Source organism: Bradyrhizobium sp. SZCCHNRI1029 (assembly GCF_032487555.1).
Classification (GTDB): Bacteria; Pseudomonadota; Alphaproteobacteria; order Rhizobiales; family Xanthobacteraceae; genus Bradyrhizobium.
On the sequence record NZ_JAUEUK010000002.1, the window covers coordinates 247,093 to 264,566 of the forward strand.

Sequence of the window (17,474 nt, forward strand, 5' to 3'; positions counted from 1 at the left end):
TGATGGTGCGGTGATGGCACGCGCGTCCGGCAGTCTCTCTCTTAACCTCTCCCCGCTTGCGGGGAGAGGTCGACGCGCAGCGTCGGGTGAGGGGGACTCCCCACGCAGTCGGCCTCGCGGAGAATCTCCCTCTCCCCGCAAGCGGGGCGAGGGAGTTCATCTGCTTGCGCGGCCGCATTGTGCCCATGCGTCAGGGAGTTCTCATGTTCACCCTCGCTGAGCTCGAAGCCGCCCATGCCATCGTCGGCGCCGCGGTGCCGGCGACGCCGGCGCATGCGTGGCCGTTGCTGGCGGCGCGGCTGGGGACCGGGGTCGTCGTGAAGCACGAGAACCACACGCCGGCCGGCGCCTTCAAGGTGCGCGGCGGGCTGGTCTACGTCGACAACCTCAAGCGCACGCGGCCGGACGTCCGCGGCCTGATCACCGCGACGCGCGGCAATCATGGCCAGAGCGTCGCGTTTGCCGGCCGTCGCAACGGCCTGCCGGTGACGATCTACGTGCCGCGTGGCAACTCGGTCGAGAAGAACCGCGCGATGGCGGCGTTCGGCGCCGAGCTGATCGAGCACGGCAGCGACTTCCAGGAGGCGCGCGAGGAGGCCGGCCGCCATGCGGCGCGCGACGGCCTGCACATGGTGCCGTCGTTCCATCGCGATCTCGTGCGCGGCGTCGCGACCTACGCGCTGGAGCTGTTCCGCACGGCGCCCGACCTCGATGTGCTCTACGTCTCGATCGGGCAGGGCTCCGGCATCTGCGGCTGCATCCTTGCGCGCGATCTCTTGGGCTTGAAGACCGAGATCGTCGGCGTGCAGTCGACCGAGGCGCCGTCCTACGCGCTGTCGTTCGCTGCGCGGACGGTGGTGACGACCAACAGCGCCGACACCCACGCCGATGGTCTCGCGACGCGCAGCCCGGATGCGGATGCGCTCGCCATCATCCTGAAAGGCGCCTCGCGCATCGTGCAGGTCGGCGACGCCGAGATCGCCGAGGCCGTGCGCATTCTCTGGACCGACACCCACAATCTCGCCGAAGGTGCCGGCGCGGCACCGCTTGCGGCGGCCTTGCAGGAAAAGGGCAGGCTCGCCGGCAAGCGCGTCGGCCTAGTGTTGACCGGCGGCAACATCGATCTCGACCTGTTCAGGCGCTGGGTGCTGCCGGCGGCCACGCATGCCGAAGCGGGGGCCGCATGAGGAGCTCGCAACTCGCCACAAACACCGCTGTCATGCCCGGGCTTGACCCGCCTGCGCGGCCGAAGCCGCTTCGGCGCGGCGAAGGCCCAGGCATCCACGAACCGCGCGCTCGACGCTCGACGTGGAGGGCCGGGAGCGCAGACAAGTTTACGCAGTCTGCGCAAGGCAGACTGCTATGCCCGGCCATGACGGTTGAACTATCACGGGGACACCAATGAACCAGCCAGCGTCAGCCTATTTCCTCGAAGACCGTCACGATCCGAACGAGACGCACACGCTGGCGGTGCTGGTGCAGAACGAGCCGGGCGTGCTCGCGCGCGTCATCGGCCTGTTCTCGGGCCGCGGCTACAACATCGAGAGCCTCACCGTCTCCGAGACCGAGAGCCAGAAGCACCTCTCGCGCATCACCATCGTCACCACCGGCACGCCGATGGTGATCCAGCAGATCAAGCACCAGCTCGACCGCATGATCCCGGTCTACCGCGTCGTCGACATGACGCTGACCAAGCGCGCGATCGAGCGCGAACTCGCGATGGTCAAGGTGCGCGGCACCGGCGAGCCGCGGGTCGAGGCGCTGCGGCTGGCGGATGCGTTCCGCGCCCGGGTGATCGACGCCACGACGGAAAGCTTCGTGTTCGAGATCACAGGCAATACCGACAAGATCACGCAATTCATCGATCTGATGCGTCCGCTCGGCCTGGTGGAAGTCGCCAGGACCGGCATTGCGGCGATCGGGCGGGGATCGGAAGGGATGTGAGCCATGCTGGCGCGCGACTGGTACTACAACGAACGCAACCGGATCGGGCTCGATCATGCCGTCGCCTCGATCTACGGCTCGGGCGATGATGCCGACGAGCGAGCGCGCGCTGCTCTGAAGATGCTCGGCGTCAAGCCGGGCTGGCGGGTGGCGGACATCGGCTGCGGCAACGGCGTGCTGGCGACCGAGGCGGCGCTGCTGGGGGCCGTCGTCGACGCCATCGACATCTCGCCGGCGATGCTGGCGCTGACCCGGATCTACACCCGCGACCGCCGTACCGCGGTGCGGATGCATTCGGCGGGGCTGCTGTCGTTCGCCTATGAGCCGAACTCGTATGACCTGATCGCCAGCGAGTTCACGCTGCATCATCTGCCGGACTTCTGGAAGGCGGTGGCGCTGGCGCGCATCTTCGCGGCGCTGAAGCCGGGCGCGCAGTTCTTCCTGCGCGACATCGTCTATGTCAGCATGCCCGACGGTGTCGAGCGCTCGGTCGAGCAGTGGGCGGATTTCAACATCAAGAACCACGACCTCGCCCGCGACAGCGTCATCACCCACATGCGCGACGAGAACTCGACCTTCGCCTGGGTGATGGAGCGCATGCTGGCCGAGGTCGGCTTCGTCACGGTCTCCGCTGACTACCATGCGCCGATGCACGCCACCTACGTGCTGCAGAAGCCGGCGGGGCAGGGCTAGGCGCTGATGTTCTTGTACGACGGTGAGGTGGCCACGCTGCCACCCTCCCCTGGAGGGGGAGGGTCGATCGCGCATGCAATGCGCGATCGGGGTGGGGTGGGCCGCCGCAAAAGCTCGCGCGTGGAGAGATCACCCCACCCCGCCTCACATCGTTGCTTCGCACGATGTGAGGCGACCCTCCCCCTCCAGGGGAGGTTGAAAAGTCGTCGTGTGGCAGGAGCTCATTAGATGTCCCAGCAGCTCCTCATCGCCTTTGTCACCTTCGCCTTCGTGATGGCGTTCACGCCCGGGCCGAACAACATCATGCTGCTGTCGTCGGGCGTGACCCATGGCTTCCGCCGCACGGTGCCGCACATGATGGGCGTCAGCTTCGGCTTCGCCTTCATGGTCGGCGCGGTCGGCTTCGGCCTCGCGACGGTGTTCATCCGCTATCCCCTGCTGCAGGACGTGCTGAAATACCTCGGCGCGGCCTATCTGATCTACCTCGCGGTCGCCATCGCCTTGTCAGGGTCGGCCGAGCCTGACGACGCCAAGCCGCGCGGTCCGATGTCGTTCTGGGGCGCGGCGCTGTTCCAATGGGTCAACGCCAAGGGCTGGGTGATGGTGATCAGCACCATCACCGCCTATGCCGCGATCGCCAGCTTTCCGGCCAACGTGGCGCTGCAGGTCGCGATCAGCTTCGTGATGGCGGTCGCCTCGACCATCACCTGGACCTTATTCGGCACCGCGCTGCGGCCGCTGCTCAGCTCCGAGCGCGCGGTCCGCGCCTTCAACATCCTGATGGCGGTGCTGCTCCTGGCCTCGCTCTATCCCGTGTTCATGGACGCATGAGGGAGACTGCCGCCATGCGAGATCGGGGTTTCCAAGCAGGGCCAAAATGCTCTAGACACGGGCCGGATTTCGTCCGGGCGCAGCCGCCCGTGCCTCACCCAAGCGTCTGACTTTCCAGCCAATTCCGGCCATCTCAAAGAGGAAACGACAATGCGTGTCTACTACGATCGCGACGCCGATCTGAACCTGATCAAGGGCAAGAAGGTCGTCATCGTCGGCTATGGCAGCCAGGGCCACGCCCACGCGCTCAACCTGAAGGATTCCGGCGTCAAGGACGTCGCGATCGCGCTGCGCAAGGGCTCGGCCTCCGCCAAGAAGGCCGAAGGCGCCGGCTTCAAGGTGATGGAAGTCGCCGAGGCCGCCAAGTGGGCCGACCTCGTGATGATGCTGACCCCGGACGAGCTGCAGGGCGACATCTACCGCGAGCACCTGCACGACAACATGAAGCAGGGCGCCGCGCTGGTGTTCGCGCACGGCCTCAACGTCCACTTCAACCTGCTCGATCCGCGCGCCGATCTCGACGTGCTGATGATCGCGCCGAAGGGCCCCGGCCATACCGTCCGCTCGGAGTACCAGCGCGGCGGCGGCGTGCCCTGCCTGATCGCGATCGCCAAGGATTCCTCGGGCAACGCCCATGACCTCGGCCTGTCCTACGCCTCGGCGATCGGCGGCGGCCGCGCCGGCATCATCGAGACGACGTTCAAGGAAGAGTGCGAGACCGACCTGTTCGGCGAGCAGGCGGTGCTGTGCGGCGGCCTGGTCGAGCTGATCAAGGCCGGCTACGAGACGCTGACCGAGGCCGGCTACGCGCCGGAGATGGCCTATTTCGAGTGCCTCCACGAGGTGAAGCTGATCGTCGACCTGATCTATGAAGGCGGCATCGCCAACATGAACTACTCGATCTCCAACACCGCCGAATACGGCGAGTACGTCACCGGCCCGCGCATCATCACGCCGGAAACCAAGGCCGAGATGAAGCGCGTGCTCGACGACATCCAGTCAGGCCGCTTCGCGCGCGACTGGATGCTGGAGAACAAGGTCAACCAGACCTCGTTCAAGGCGACCCGCGCCAAGCTTGCCCAGCACCCGATCGAGGAAGTCGGCGCCCGCCTGCGCGACATGATGCCCTGGATCAAGAAGGGCGCGCTGGTCGACAAGTCGAAGAACTGAGGTCTTGCGGCGAAACCGAGAAATGAAAACGGCGGGCAGAGGCCCGCCGTTTTTGTTTGGGGTCGTTGAAGGCCCGCCGGCGCGTTCAGGACGCCGCGCGGCGCGACGCGACCGGCGTCAGCAGGCGGACGATCTCGCTGACGGCGACGAGGCCGACGAGCCAGGCGGCGCTGGTCAGGCCGAGGCGGGCGACGATCGGGAGCGCGAAGCTCGCGGCGCCGCCGAGTGCCGGCGTGGCGGCCAGCAGCACCAGCTCATAGGCGGCGTAGGCACTGAGGAGCGCGACGGCAAGCGCAACCGTCGCTGGTGCTGTGCGCAAGGTCGCCAGGGCCATGCGGGCCACAACGGTGGCGCTGAGCGCCGCGACGCCGATCATGGCGCCCCAGGCCAGGGTGTTGGCATCGACCGGATAGTGCAGGGCGCCGAAGCCGATGCCCTGGTTGACCAGCCAGGCGCCGAGCATCACCGGCAGCGCCGCGCGCAGCGGCAGCATGGCGGCGGCGATCACGGCGAAGGCCGCAAACGGCGTCGCGCAGGCGAACACGAAGCTCGCCAGCGCGCAGGCCCCTGTCAGCAGCGCGAAGCAGAACGCAGCGGCATGCCGTTGCGGAACGGGCGCGAGGCGAGCTTCGGAACCAGACCGGGCGAGGACGTCGAGAGTCATGGAACATCTCCTTCTGTTGCGATTGTAGTCCATTTCGGCAGCTTCTGTCAGCCGCCGGGAGGTTGGTCGGCGGCGTCACTGCACGCCGAAGCTCGCCACCCGGATGCCGCCGAACACGCCGAAGCCCGGCGCGAGGAATCCGGTCGGGTTCTGGTAGTGATGGTTGAAGAGGTTGTCGATCCGGCCGAACAGCTTGACCTGGTCGGACAGCGCGTAGTCGCTGCGCAGGTTGACGACCGTATAGCCGGGCGCGACGAGGCCCGTGGTCATGCCGTCGCGGCTGACGTCGAGCCAGTTGCCGATGTGCAGCAGCGTCGCTGACAGCGTCAGCGCATCGATTGGCCCCCATGTCGCGGTGGCGCTCCATTTCTCCTTCGGCCGCCGCAATAGCTGCAGGCCGGTAGTCGCATCGACCGCGCGGGTGAACGTGTAGTCCGCACGCAGCGAGATCCGGTCGGTGAGATCAGCGGTCACGAAGCTCTCGGTGCCCTCGGTGGTCGCGAGGCCGACATTGGCGTAGGAGGTGAAGGTCGCGTTGAAATTGATCAAGTCGGTGATGCTGTTGTGGAAGTAGGTCGCGCCGAAGCGGAGACGATCGTCGAACAGCGGCTGCTCGAAGCCGGCGTCGTAGCCGGTGCTCTGCTCCGGCCGGAGGTTGGGATTGGCGAAGAAGTTGAACGCCGGAAAATCCTGGTGCAACTGGCTCAGGGTCGGCGCCTTGAAGCCGGTGCCGTAGCTCGCCTTCAGCTTGGTCTCGGTCACCGGCAGGATCGCCGCCGGCGCGATCCGGTAGGTGCCATGGCCGCCGAACTGGTCGTTGACGTCGTTGCGCAGGCTCGCCACCACGAACCAGCGCTTCGCGAACTCGGTCTGCAGCTCGACGAAGCCGGCCTTGTTGCCATTCTCGGCCGAGAGGTCGGCGGTCTTCAGCCGCTCGGTCTGCTGCTCCGCGCCGACGACGAGATTGTTATGCGGCGCCAGCTTGGTCACCGCGTGCCAGTCATACTTGATGCGCTCGCCGGCCGCGACCGCTGCCACCGGATTGCCAGCCGTCAGGTCGGACGACCGGTCGTTCACATAGTTGACGCCGAAGTAGTTCCGGATGCGGCCGCCGAGCAGCGACCACACGGCTTCCTGGCGTGTCGCAAGCTGGTGGACGGCGTGGTTGCTCTGGGCCGCGTCGGGAAAGCTCGGAAAGCCGCTGTCGCCGGTGAACAGCAGCGTCGCGTCGGTGTATCGAACCACCGAGTTCAGCGTCCAGGCCTCGTTGAGGTCGACGCCCAGCTTGGCCGAGGCGGTGAGGTTGTCGTAGGCATTGCCGATGGCCTTCTGCCCCGCAGGCAGCAGCTGCCACGGGGTCACCGGAACGTCGCCGGCGTGCAGATGCGCGACATTGACCGCGTAGTTGACATTGTTTTGTGAGCCGCTGACGCCGGCTGACTGGTTGAAGGTCTTGAACGAGCCGCTCTCGACCGAGGCGGTCGCGCGCGCCGGGCCCTCGCCCTTGCGCGTGATCACCGAGATCACCCCGCCGATCGCATCCGAGCCGTAGAGCCCGCTCTGCGGCCCGCGCAGCACCTCGAACTGCTGGATGTCGGCGGCGAGCAGATGCGCGAAATCGAACGCGCCATTGCCGTTGGTGACATCGCCGACGTCGATGCCGTCGATGAAGAGCTTGGTGTGATTGGCGTTGGTGCCGCGCATGAAGACGTTGGTCTGGCCGCCCGGGCCGCCGGCCTGCACCACGTTCAATCCGGGGATCGTGCTCAGGATGTCCGGCACGGTGCGGGCCTGCTGCGCGGCGATGTCCTTGTCGGTCACCACGGTGATCGCATTCGCGACGTGGGCCACTGGCGTGACGACACCGGTCGGGCTGACGGCGACGGGGGTTCCGGCTGGCGCGGCCGGCTTTGCCGCCGGCATCTGCTGATGCGCGGCGCTGGCGGTTCTGCGGGGGATGGCTGGTTTCTGAGCGATCGGCTCGCGCGGCGGGTCGACCTCAACCGGGGGCAGAAGGTCGGGGGAGGCGGATTGCTGCGCTGCTGTGGGCGAGGGGCCGAGCAGGGCGAATGACGAGAGGACGCAGAACGACGACAGAAGGGCGCGACTGCGCCTGGCATGGGGAACGGGAGACACGAGGAACCTCGGCATGACGTCAGTGGCACGTCACCGCGAACGAGGTCTCATGCAGCCCTTGGCAGGCCTGCCTGAAAACGATGCCAATAACGCCCCGACCGGCATCCTCGCGTGTGACCACGGCTGACGGCAGGTCTCCTGGCTCGCGGGTCGTCACCTCCACGTCGCCTTCCCGGGACCGAGATTTCCCAGTGGCCTTTGACGCGAGATTCGCCGCTTACAGTTGCGGGGGCAGCTGCGGCCTTCGGTCACGTCCCTTGCGAGACGCATCCGGCACCGCATTCCCTTTTGAGCCCCGGTCGAGGGGCACCGTCGCGATCACCGTAGGAGTGCGGGCGCACCAAAGTCAATCCGGCGCCCGGCGATCTCCTGGCGATAACGCTGGCCGGTCGGCTTGGTGATGCCCGGCCGCCTGCGACAACCATAGCCGTCGTCCCTGCGAACGCAGGGACCCATAGCCACCGGCGGTCGTGTGGCGAAGGACGACGACAAGACATTTTCCGCCAATTCACATCACGCGGTATGGGTCCCTGCGTTCGCAGGGACGACAGCGGAGCGCGAGTCGTTGCTGATGAGGATTGCGTCTTGTGAGCACCCGCTCACTTCTCGACCTTGTTGTGCACCATCCAGAATCGCAGCGTGCGCTGGGCGGTGTCGAGCGACAGGCGGCCGTAGTCGCGTTCCGCGAGCTTGAGCGTGTCGCTGTCGATGGCGTGCTTGATCGGCCGATGGGTCAGGATTTTCGCCACCACCGACCAGGCCAGCCCGGCGGCACGGCAAGGGATCAGCACGATGTCGGTGCGCGGGCCTTCGAGCACCTTGGCCATCATCTCGGTCGGGACGTTGTTGAGCAGGCCGAGTGCGGCGGAAACCTCGCCGAAGCGGCGGGTTTCGGCGAAGAAGGCGATGGCGGCATCGTTGAGCTCGTTCAGCCCCTTCATGCGCTTGACGGCCTCTTCGGCCAGCGTGAAGTCGCGCCCGACCAGGCCGCCGTCGCTGCGCGCAACGTCGGCGATCGCCTTGAGGATCTTCTTGATCTCCTGTTGCAACGCCGGCGGCGCCGAGGCCATCAGCCTGGCGCGCACGGCTTCGGTCGCGCGGCGCAGGAGGTCGCGCAGGTGCTTGGTGGGCAGGTCGACGCGCAGCCCGATGATCTCGGACAATTCGTCGTCGTCCTCGGCATGCGCCATCATCCCGGAATAGCCGGACTCGGAGAAGCGCGCGGTCTGGTTGTTGGCGAGCTTGCGGATCACCCGGCGCTCGCCGCGGTCGACGATGATGTCGGTCACCGCCTCGGTCAGATGCGGACGGCTGGAGATCGCCATCAGGTGATCCTGGCCCTTGGTCGCCGCGACCTCCACCAGCGTATGCTCGGTGAGCCGGCTCGAGTGCATCAGCACGTTCTCGGCCACCGAGATCTCGTCGTCGCGGGCGAGCTGCTGGATCAATTCGACGGGCGCGTAGTCGACCGGCGCGAGATGCTTGCTGAGCTCGGCTCGCGCGCGGGTCTCGACCCGCGAGACCAGCATGCACAGCACGTTGTCGAATACCTTGATCTGGTCCTCGCTGAGGCGTTCGCCGTCATGCAGGAACAGGTTGGTGACTTGGCGCAGCGTGTTGACGCGCTTCGCCGAGGTGCCGCTGCGGACGGCCTCTTCGAGTTCGGTGATGATGGAGTCTTCTGAAGGCGGAAGCTGTTCTGGCTGTGACACGATCGCGCTCGTTTGTCCGGATTGCCGGAGCGACAGCAACGCGATTGTGATCCGCTGCAAGGCTTTCGGCCGGAGCAGTTTTCGGCACGGGCGATAACAATGCGTTAGGGGCCGAAGGCGTAGTACTCCGGAGAAACACGGATACGGAAAATTAAGACGATACATATAGGGGGGATGACGGGCTGGAGCCCGGTCTTCCGGAGATTCGCCGGACAGGCGATGGAATGAGGTGCGAACACCTCCCCGCAGACGCGGCGACGACAGGCCAGCGAAGCGGAAAGGTTAATGATCTCATAAGGTCACAAACCTTCCTTCATCCAACTTGCTCGCTGCCCTCGATCTCACGTCAGCTGTCATCCTCCCAAGCCTTGAAACTTAAATCCCATTCTTGCCGCGGCCATTTTGCCGACGCGCCGTGCGATGCGTGGCGTCACCCGATGTTCCGGGGCAGGTTCGGCGGGGCGATGACCTCGCGCGAAAAATCAGCGCCAGCATCCTGCCGCATCTCGTGCGATAATCGCCGCGCAAATCGTTGAGGTCACCATGAAATCCGTCGTCATCACCGGCGCATCCACCGGCATCGGGTTCGCCTGTTCGAAGCTCCTGCTCGCGCGCGGCTTTCGCGTGTTCGGCAGCGTTCGCAAGCAGGCCGACGCAGACCGTCTGCGCGGCGAGCTCGGCGCCAACTTCATGCCGCTGCTGTTCGACGTGACCGACGAGGCGGCGGTGAAGGCGGCCGCCGGCGAGGTGCGAGCGGCGCTCAAGGGCGAGACGCTCGCCGGTCTCGTCAACAATGCCGGCATCGCCGTCGCCGGTCCCGTGACGGAGCTGCCGATCGCGCAGTTCCGCCATCAGATGGAGGTCAACGTCATCGGCCCGGTCATCGCGACCCAGGCGTTCGCGCCGCTGCTCGGGGCCGATCCAGCCATGACGGGAGAGCGCGGCCGGATCGTGATGATCAGCTCAGTCGCGGGCCGCAACGGCAACCCGCTGATGGCGCCCTATTCGACCTCCAAGCATGCGGTCGAAGGGCTGTCCGAGAGCCTGCGCCGTGAGCTGATGCTGTTCGGGATCGACGTCATCGTCATCGCGCCGGGCGCGGTGAAGACGCCGATCTGGGCCAAGGCCGACGAAGTCGACCTGTCGCCGTATCAGGCCTCGCCGTTCTTCCCGGCGCTGCAGAAGATCCGCGCCTTCATGCTGCATCTCGGCCAGTCCGGGCTGCCGGCCGAGACCATCGCCGCGCGGGTGGCCGACGCCTTGACCTTGCCGGCGCCCAAGGTGCGCTACGAGATCGCGCCCGATGCCATGAGGCAATGGATCGTGCGGGTGCTTCCGAAACGGACCGTCGATCGCATCATCGCCAAGCGGCTCGGCCTGATGCCCGCGATCAGGCCCTGATGCCGGCGATGACGACCATCGGCAAGACCCAGGCGGAGCTGACCCGCCTGGTCGAGGAGGAACTTCGCGCGCAGCCGGGCTGCGAGACGGCACGTGTGCCGGCCGTTCATGCGCTCGACGTGCGCAGCGGCCGCAACTGGGAGATCCCGCACGTCGTTCTCGGCGACAGCCTGATCAGCGACGTCGACCGCGCCGTGATGAGCGTGCAGCGCCGGCTCGGGCGCGCGTTTCACCTGATCGACGATCCGGTCACGGCGCCGGAAGCGGCAGCGACGCCGCAGGGCAACGCTGGCGACTCCTGACAATCCTTGCGGGGATGTAAGCCCTGCGGGCTCAGGTCAGCAGGCCCTGCCGCAGCGCCAGCCGCACCAGCTCGATGTCGCTGGCCACGCCGAGCTTGTCCTTGATCAGCGAGTGCAGGTTGGCGACCGTCTTCGGGCTGAGATGCAACGCTGACGCGATCTCGTCGGTGGTGCGTTCGGCGAGCAGCATCTGCATCACCTCGAACTCGCGCGCGGACAGGACGTCGGCGGCCGCGCGCTCGCCGGCGAGGCGGCTGAGCGCGAGCTCGTGATCGATGTCGGGGCTGATCGCGATGCGGCCTGCGAGCACGTCCATGACGGCGCGCACGAGCGTCTCCGGCGGGCTGCTCTTGGTGACATAGCCGCGGGCGCCGGCGCGGATCGCCTGCACCGCGAAGCCGGCATTCTCATGCATGGTGAAGACGAGGATGCGCGCGCCGCGATCCCATTGCCGGATGCGGCGGATGCCCTCGATGCCGCCGACGCCCGGCATGGTCAGGTCCATGATGACGAGATCGGGCCTGACCTCCTTGAACAGCCGGTAGGCTTCGGCGCCATCGGCGGCTTCGGCGACCACGCGCAGCCCCGGCTGCTTCTGCAGCATCGACCTGTAGCCCTCGCGGACCACGGCATGGTCGTCGACCAGCAGGATGGTGCCGGCGGGGGTCGTCATGCCGCACATGCCGTTTCCGGCTGGGTCGGCGCAGGCGAGAGGGCCGGGACCGGAATCTCGACGTGGAGGCGCGCGCCGCCGGAGGTGGCGGCGAAGCTCATCTGGCCTCCCATGGAGGCGACGCGCTCGCCCATGCCGAGCAGGCCCATGCCCGGCTTGTCGGGAGCTTCGCCGAGAAGACCGTCGTCTTCGACGGTGAGCAGGGTCGCGCTGACCGGCCCCTCCTGAAGCGTCAACTGCAACCGCACCCGCGTCGCGTCGGCGTGTTTGACGGCATTGGTGAGCGCCTCCTGCGCGATGCGGTAGATATTGGTGGCGATGATGCCCGGCAGTCGGTCGACGTCGCCCGACAGGTTGATCTCGAAAACGGTGCGGCCGTGCTGGCGCCTGTTCCAGCCGGCGACGAGGCCCTCCAGGCTGCCGGCGAGGCCGAGCTCGTCGACGTCCGGCGGGCGCAGCCGCATCAGCGCGCCGCGCAATTGCTCCATCATGTCGCTCGCGGTGCGCGCGATGCCGTCGCATTCGCCGACCAGAGCGGGGCAATCCTGCGCCGCGCTGTGACGGATCGATGCCGCGAGCGCCCGGATCGCCGCCAGCGACTGGCCGAATTCGTCATGCAGCTCGCGCGCCAGGTGGCGGCGCTCGTCGTCCTCCAAGGCGATCAGGCGCCGGGTCAATTCGCCGCGCTGGGCCAGCGCCGTCTCCAGCCCCTCGGCGAGCTGGTTGAAGGCAGCGCGGATCGCCGAGAGCTCGGCGAGGTCGAACGGCGGCAGCCGCGCCGACAGATCGTTGGCGGCGATCCGCTCCAGCCCGGCGCGGATCAGCCGGGTGGGGCGCAGCGCGCGGGCCAGCGCGGCGTAGGCCAGCGCGCACAGCAGCACCAGCGCCGTCCCGAGCACCGGCAGCAGCCGGCTGAGCTCGCGCCAGGCGTCCGCGGTCATGACGCCGGCGTCGATCCAGACGACGGCATCGCCCGTCGTTTCGTCGCGAAACCTGACCGGCCGTGCCGCTTCGCGGCCCGGATCGAACAGCCGCCGATACAGCATCGCGAAGGCGCGGGGCGGATCGTCCGTCTGCGCCTCGGCGCCGCCGCAGATGCGCTGCACGATCACGCCGTCGACGCCGCGATAGGCGATGCACAGGCCCGGTCGCATCGCCGCCGCCGCGACCGCATCGAGGTCGGGAAAGCCGGCCGGCGGACTGGCGACCCAATGCATCTTGCTTTGCTGCAATTGCAGCGTCCGGGCCGTGATCTCGGCGATCCGCTCATTGCGCACATGCACCGAGCGGTCGATGTCGAACAGCACATAGGCGCAGATCGCCGCGAAGCACAGCGCCGAGACCACCGAGATGCGCAGGGTCAGGCGGTATTTGAGGTCGTAGCGGGTCCACATCTTCGGTGTGTCCATGACAGCCCAGCCGGCCGGCATTTAACGGCAGAACCGTCCGGGCCAAAAGCGCCGCGGCCCGGTGGACGGTGCGGTCGTGAATTTTTCCCGTGCCGCGCCGGGACCGTGGCCGCTGCGGCGATGGCACGGCGGCGTCTAGCTTCCGACCGCCAGACATCGTTGCAGGGGGATCCCATGTCGAACCGTCGCGTCGTCCGTTGTCTCGTTCTCGCGCTTGCCTTCGCGGCCGGCCCGGTCCGCGCCGCCTCCGCCGATGTCCCGGCCGTGCTGGTCGACGATTTCAGCTATCTCGACACGTCCGGCGAGCCGGTCGATCAGACCGCCGCGCATCAGCGGCGGCTGGATGCGTTCATCGCCGCGCTCCGCCGCGATGTCGCCGCCGACGCGCGGCTGCGGCCGGTCAGCCCGTCCTGCGCACCGTCCTGTCCGACCGATGCGTCCCCGGAGGCCCGGCTGCAGATGGCGGCCGCGGCCGGCGCCACCGTCGTGATCACTGGCGGAGTCCAGAAGCTCTCCACCCTGGTGCAGTGGGCGCGCGCATCGGCCATCGACGTCGCCTCCCATCGGGTCCTGTTCGACAAGATCTTCACCTTCCGCGGCGACAGTGACGAGGCTTGGCAGCGCGCCGAGATGTTCGTCTCGCGCCAGGTCCGTGACGCACTGGCGCCGCCGGAGCCGATCCGGCTGGCGCTGCTGCCGTTCGAGCTCGACGACACCAGCGCGGGCGCCGCGCTCGGCGAGACCGAATCCGACCAGAAGGGGCTGCAGGAGACGACCGACGCGGTGCGGCAGCTGCTGGCACAGTCCGGGCGCTATCGCCTGGTGGATGCGGCCGGCGAGATCAAGCCGGGGCAGCCGGTGCGTGAGTGCGACGATTGCGAGGCGCGGGCGGCCCGCGCGCTCGGCGCCCAGCAATCGCTGCTCGGCATCGTGAGACGGATCGGCCGCACCGAATACATCATCGGCTTTCGTGTCCGCCAGGCCGACAGTGGGACGCTCGTCGTCGCCGGTGACAGCGGATTGCGCCTCGGCGCCAATTATTCCTGGAGCCGCGGCGCGGTGCGTCTGGTGCGCGAGCGGCTGCTCGAGACCGGCCCCCAGAATTGAAAAAGGGCGAGGATCGGTACGCGAGGACGGCAGTGATGCCACCTCTCGTCGCGGCGCGAGACGACACGTCGCCCTCCGTGCAAATCCGGGCTGTTGTGATTTGTGACGATTTCATTACGGTCGGATGACAGGATAGCCTTCCTTGATCTGTCGGCATGCGCCGACGAAGGGCGCCTGCTTTCGATCGCCTGATGTCACTGACCCCGAACGACCAACCGATCACCACGCTCGCCGCGGCGAGCGCAACGCGCTCCGCGGCGGTCCGGCTGTCCGCCGTCGCCGCGCCGCATGTCGCGGCGCTGGCCCTGATGCTGCACACCGAGACCGATTTCGGCTCGCGGCTCGGCTTCGTGCTGGCCTGGGGCATCCTGAACTGCTTCTGGCTGGTGCTGCTGCGGCGGCCCGCGGTGTCCGGCGCGTTGGCGCTGACCATGGTCGTGGTGCTGGTGCTGCTGTCGCAGCTCAAGCACGCCGTGGTCCAGATGACGGCGAACTTCGTCGACGTGATGCTGATCGACCACGACAGCGCGGCGTTCCTGTTCACGATCTTCCCGAACCTGAAGCTGTCGGTGCTGGTGGCGGCCGCCGTCGTGCTGCCGCTGATGGGGCTGTTGTGGTGGGCGGATCCGTTCCGGATCGCGCGGTTGCCGGCGCTCGCCGGCAAGCTCGCCTGCCTCGCGGCGCTCACGCTGTATTCGCTCAACTGGCGCGACGAGGCCTGGCGCGGCTATTATGACGATGGCTATCTGTCGAAATTCGCCCGCTCCGGCGTCACGGCGGTGTCGGACTTTCTCGCCAACGGCTTCATGGAATCCGACGGCACGGCTGATCGAAGTCTGGCTGCCTTCGTCCCGGATTCCTGTCATCCGGCCGCGCGCCGGCCGAACATCGTGCTGATCCACGACGAATCCAGCTTCGACATCCGCTCGGCGCCAGGCATCAAGGTACCAGCGGGCTATGGCAGCCATTTCAAGTCGTTCGACGGCAAGGCGCGGCAGTTCATGGCCGAGAGCAATGGCGGACCGAGCTGGTTCACCGAGTACAACGTACTCGCCGGCCTGTCGTCGCGCTCGTTCGGCCGCTTCGCCTATTTCGTGACGCGGATCGCGTCCGGCCGGGTCGAGCGCGGCCTGCCGCTGGCGCTGCGCAATTGCGGCTACGACACGGTGTCGCTCTATCCCGCGCAGGGCGCCTTCATGAGCGCGCGCAGCTTCCAGACCACGGTGGGCGTCGACCGCTTCCTCGACGCGCGCGATCTCGGCGCCAAGGGCGTCGAGCCCGACGGCTTCTTCTACGATGCCGCGCTCGATCTGATGCAGCACCGGCCGCGCGGAAAGCCGCTGTTCATGTTCGTCTATCTCGCCGCCAACCATTTCCCGTGGGAGACGACGTTCCGGCCCGACCTGACGCCGTCCTGGCGAGCGCCGGGCAATCTGCCTTCGATCGATGAGTATCTGCGCCGCCAGGCGATGAGCGCGACGGACTATCAGCGCTTCCTCGCCAGCCTGAAGAAGCGCTTCGGCGACCAGCCGTTCCTGATCGTGCGCTACGGCGATCACCAGCCGGAGTTCTCGCCGCACATTCTCGATCCCAAGCTCGACGAGGCCGGCATCGGCGAGAAGCTCGAAAGCTACGATCCGCGCTATTATCAGACCTATTACGCCGTCGATGCCGTCAACTTCGAGCCGCGCCAGAGCGCGGTCGTGATGGACCGGATCGACGCCGCCTATCTGCCGCTGGTCACCTTGGAGGCGGCCGGCATTCCGCTCGATCCGTCCTTCGCCGAGCAGAAGGACATCATGCTCCGCTGCAAGGGCGTGTTCTACGCCTGCGGCGACGGCGCCGAGGCGCGCCGGTTCAACCGCATGCTGATCGACGCCGAGCTGATCCGGGGGCTCTAGACTCTCACCGCCCGCGACGGGTCGGTGGCTTCACGGGATTGCGATCGATCCGTCATTCCATGGGAGGATTGTCGGGACGGCCGCGTTGGGCTACCCCGTGCGCTCCGTGTAAGCGAGAGGTTCGACATGTCCACATCCGTCAAAGAACTGATGGCCGCCGCCAACGCGGTGGTCCCCAAGATCACGCCGGCCGAGGCGCAGGCGATGATCGCCAAAGGCAACACGCTCGTCCTCGACGTGCGCGATGCGCCGGAGGTCGAGAAGAGCGGCAAGATCGAAGGCGCGCACCACGTCTCGCGCGGCATGGTCGAATTTCGCGCCGATCCGGACTCGCCCTATCACGACAAGAATTTCAGCAAGGACAAGAGCGTCATTCTGTACTGCGCCTCCGGCGGCCGTGCCGCGCTGGCGGGCAAGGCGCTGAAAGACCTCGGCTACGACAAGGTGTTCAACGTGGGCGGCTTCAAGGATTGGGCCGACAATGGCGGCGCGGTGGAGAAGCCGATCGAGCCGGGGATGTGAGCGTAAACTGCTCACTAGGGTCAGGACCCATTTAACCGACAGAACGCTCGGGCGAGCGGCTCAATCCCACAGGGAGATGGCCGGCTTCAACCTTTCGTATTCGAAAGCATGGCGTTCAATCTCTCTGCCGCCGGCACTTTGGGAGCGCCACTTCTCGTGATCGCAAAGACTTGACGCCTACGACGCGGTTTAATGGAAATCTGTGCAATGGCCCTGCTATCGGCGGGAATGGCGAGCTGTGGCATGATGGTTATGCCGATATCTTGGCTGACCATGTTTACGAGAGCTTCGGCATCTCGCACCCGCAGCACAATCGGCGGATTGATCTTAGCTTGATCGAATATTTGACGAATGGCGGGCTCGCAGCCGGACGCGGACATCAAAAATGGCTCGTCGGCCGCATCTGTCAGGCTAATTTGCCGCCGGCTGGCAAGACGATGGTCTGATGCGACGACGAGAACAAATTCATCCTCCATGATGACGATGGGCTGCACCGCCGGCGTCGTCTCTCCCGTCAGGCCGAGATCAATGATGTCTTTCTCAACCCATTCGCAAACTTCCGCATCGGTCCCCTCGATCAGACTGACCGTGATGCGTGGGTACATCCTTTTGAACTCCGCGAGTCGGGCCGGCAGAAGCCGCGCTGCAACGCTCGATACACTGCCGATGCGTATATGCCCCGCGAGCAATCCATTGACCGCGCTGCAGGTTTGTCGAATGCGTTCGACGGCTTGAAGTGCAGCCCGGGCGTCGGCGAGCACTGCCCGACCAAGTTCGGTGATTCTGATTCCGTCACGATGCCTTATAAGCAGCTGCCCGCCCAATACCGCCTCTAAATGCTTGATGCTTTGGCTGACCCCTGACTGGGTGAGGCCGATCTCTGTGGCTGCAGCCGAGAAGGTGCCGCAATCCACGACGCTGCTGAGCACCCGAAGGTGAGCGAGAGATATATTAGTAATTGTCATATGCAGCCGCTGTCGAAGTAATTTTACTTATACATGACCGGCAT

General features: G+C 66.6%; 16 protein-coding genes and 1 riboswitch. Of the genes, 10 read left to right on the forward strand and 6 right to left on the reverse strand.

The features are described from left to right. Positions 1-203: 203 nt before the first annotated feature. The 5 genes from QW861_RS06760 to ilvC all read left to right on the forward strand — a co-directional run bounded on the left by QW861_RS06760 (position 204) and on the right by ilvC (position 4,638). Positions 204-1,187: a threonine dehydratase gene (locus tag QW861_RS06760; protein ID WP_316192846.1), complete on the forward strand. Its 984-nt coding sequence runs from the start codon at positions 204-206 to the stop codon at positions 1,185-1,187. A 214-nt stretch (positions 1,188-1,401) separates the two neighbouring features. Further along, positions 1,402-1,944: an acetolactate synthase small subunit gene (ilvN, locus tag QW861_RS06765; protein ID WP_315713345.1), complete on the forward strand. Its 543-nt coding sequence runs from the start codon at positions 1,402-1,404 to the stop codon at positions 1,942-1,944. 3 nt (positions 1,945-1,947) lie between these two features. Continuing rightward, positions 1,948-2,637: a class I SAM-dependent methyltransferase gene (locus QW861_RS06770; protein ID WP_316192847.1), complete on the forward strand. Its 690-nt coding sequence runs from the start codon at positions 1,948-1,950 to the stop codon at positions 2,635-2,637. A 228-nt stretch (positions 2,638-2,865) separates the two neighbouring features. Continuing rightward, positions 2,866-3,468: a LysE family translocator gene (locus QW861_RS06775; RefSeq protein WP_315713343.1), complete on the forward strand. Its 603-nt coding sequence runs from the start codon at positions 2,866-2,868 to the stop codon at positions 3,466-3,468. A 150-nt stretch (positions 3,469-3,618) separates the two neighbouring features. Beyond that, entirely contained in the window at positions 3,619-4,638 is a 1,020-nt protein-coding gene (ilvC, locus tag QW861_RS06780) for a ketol-acid reductoisomerase (protein ID WP_315713342.1), read from the forward strand. An 85-nt stretch (positions 4,639-4,723) separates the two neighbouring features. Here ilvC and QW861_RS06785 read toward each other — a convergent pair whose 3' ends face one another. The 3 genes from QW861_RS06785 to QW861_RS06795 form a co-directional block, all read right to left on the reverse strand. After that, positions 4,724-5,302: a hypothetical protein gene (locus QW861_RS06785; protein WP_316192848.1), complete on the reverse strand. Its 579-nt coding sequence runs from the start codon at positions 5,300-5,302 to the stop codon at positions 4,724-4,726. A gap of 75 nt (positions 5,303-5,377) precedes the next feature. Then, positions 5,378-7,453, reverse strand: a complete 2,076-nt coding sequence (locus QW861_RS06790; protein WP_316192849.1) for a TonB-dependent receptor plug domain-containing protein — start codon at positions 7,451-7,453, stop codon at positions 5,378-5,380. A gap of 95 nt (positions 7,454-7,548) precedes the next feature. Further along, positions 7,549-7,767: riboswitch (cobalamin riboswitch) on the reverse strand. A gap of 270 nt (positions 7,768-8,037) precedes the next feature. Then, a complete protein-coding gene (locus tag QW861_RS06795; RefSeq protein WP_315752746.1) occupies positions 8,038-9,150 on the reverse strand; it encodes a DUF2336 domain-containing protein in 1,113 nt (370 codons plus the stop codon). Between the two features lie 543 nt (positions 9,151-9,693). Between QW861_RS06795 and QW861_RS06800 the strand changes: the two genes are divergently transcribed. Next, positions 9,694-10,551 carry an SDR family oxidoreductase gene (locus tag QW861_RS06800; RefSeq protein ID WP_316192850.1) on the forward strand — a complete coding sequence of 286 codons (858 nt, stop codon included), beginning with the start codon at positions 9,694-9,696 and terminating at the stop codon, positions 10,549-10,551. Continuing rightward, the gene (locus QW861_RS06805; protein ID WP_315825236.1) at positions 10,551-10,853 is read left to right on the forward strand and encodes a hypothetical protein; all 303 of its coding nucleotides are present in this window, start codon (positions 10,551-10,553) and stop codon (positions 10,851-10,853) included. The genes QW861_RS06800 and QW861_RS06805 overlap by 1 nt, the downstream gene beginning before the upstream one ends. Positions 10,854-10,884: 31 nt before the next feature. Here the strand turns inward: QW861_RS06805 and QW861_RS06810 are convergent, their stop codons facing one another. Further along, complete coding sequence (locus QW861_RS06810; RefSeq protein ID WP_315713335.1) at positions 10,885-11,526, reverse strand: response regulator transcription factor; 642 nt, start codon at positions 11,524-11,526, stop codon at positions 10,885-10,887. Further along, complete coding sequence (locus QW861_RS06815; protein ID WP_316192946.1) at positions 11,523-12,920, reverse strand: histidine kinase; 1,398 nt, start codon at positions 12,918-12,920, stop codon at positions 11,523-11,525. The genes QW861_RS06810 and QW861_RS06815 overlap by 4 nt, the downstream gene beginning before the upstream one ends. A gap of 189 nt (positions 12,921-13,109) precedes the next feature. Here QW861_RS06815 and QW861_RS06820 point away from each other — a divergent pair, with 189 nt between their 5' ends. The 3 genes from QW861_RS06820 to QW861_RS06830 all read left to right on the forward strand — a co-directional run bounded on the left by QW861_RS06820 (position 13,110) and on the right by QW861_RS06830 (position 16,465). Then, entirely contained in the window at positions 13,110-14,042 is a 933-nt protein-coding gene (locus QW861_RS06820) for a DUF2380 domain-containing protein (protein WP_315752750.1), read from the forward strand. A 191-nt stretch (positions 14,043-14,233) separates the two neighbouring features. Next, positions 14,234-15,943: a sulfatase-like hydrolase/transferase gene (locus QW861_RS06825; RefSeq protein ID WP_315713333.1), complete on the forward strand. Its 1,710-nt coding sequence runs from the start codon at positions 14,234-14,236 to the stop codon at positions 15,941-15,943. Positions 15,944-16,069: 126 nt separating this feature from the next. After that, positions 16,070-16,465: a rhodanese-like domain-containing protein gene (locus tag QW861_RS06830; protein ID WP_315752751.1), complete on the forward strand. Its 396-nt coding sequence runs from the start codon at positions 16,070-16,072 to the stop codon at positions 16,463-16,465. 86 nt (positions 16,466-16,551) lie between these two features. Here QW861_RS06830 and QW861_RS06835 read toward each other — a convergent pair whose 3' ends face one another. Beyond that, positions 16,552-17,430: a LysR family transcriptional regulator gene (locus QW861_RS06835; protein WP_315752752.1), complete on the reverse strand. Its 879-nt coding sequence runs from the start codon at positions 17,428-17,430 to the stop codon at positions 16,552-16,554. Positions 17,431-17,474 lie beyond the last annotated feature (44 nt).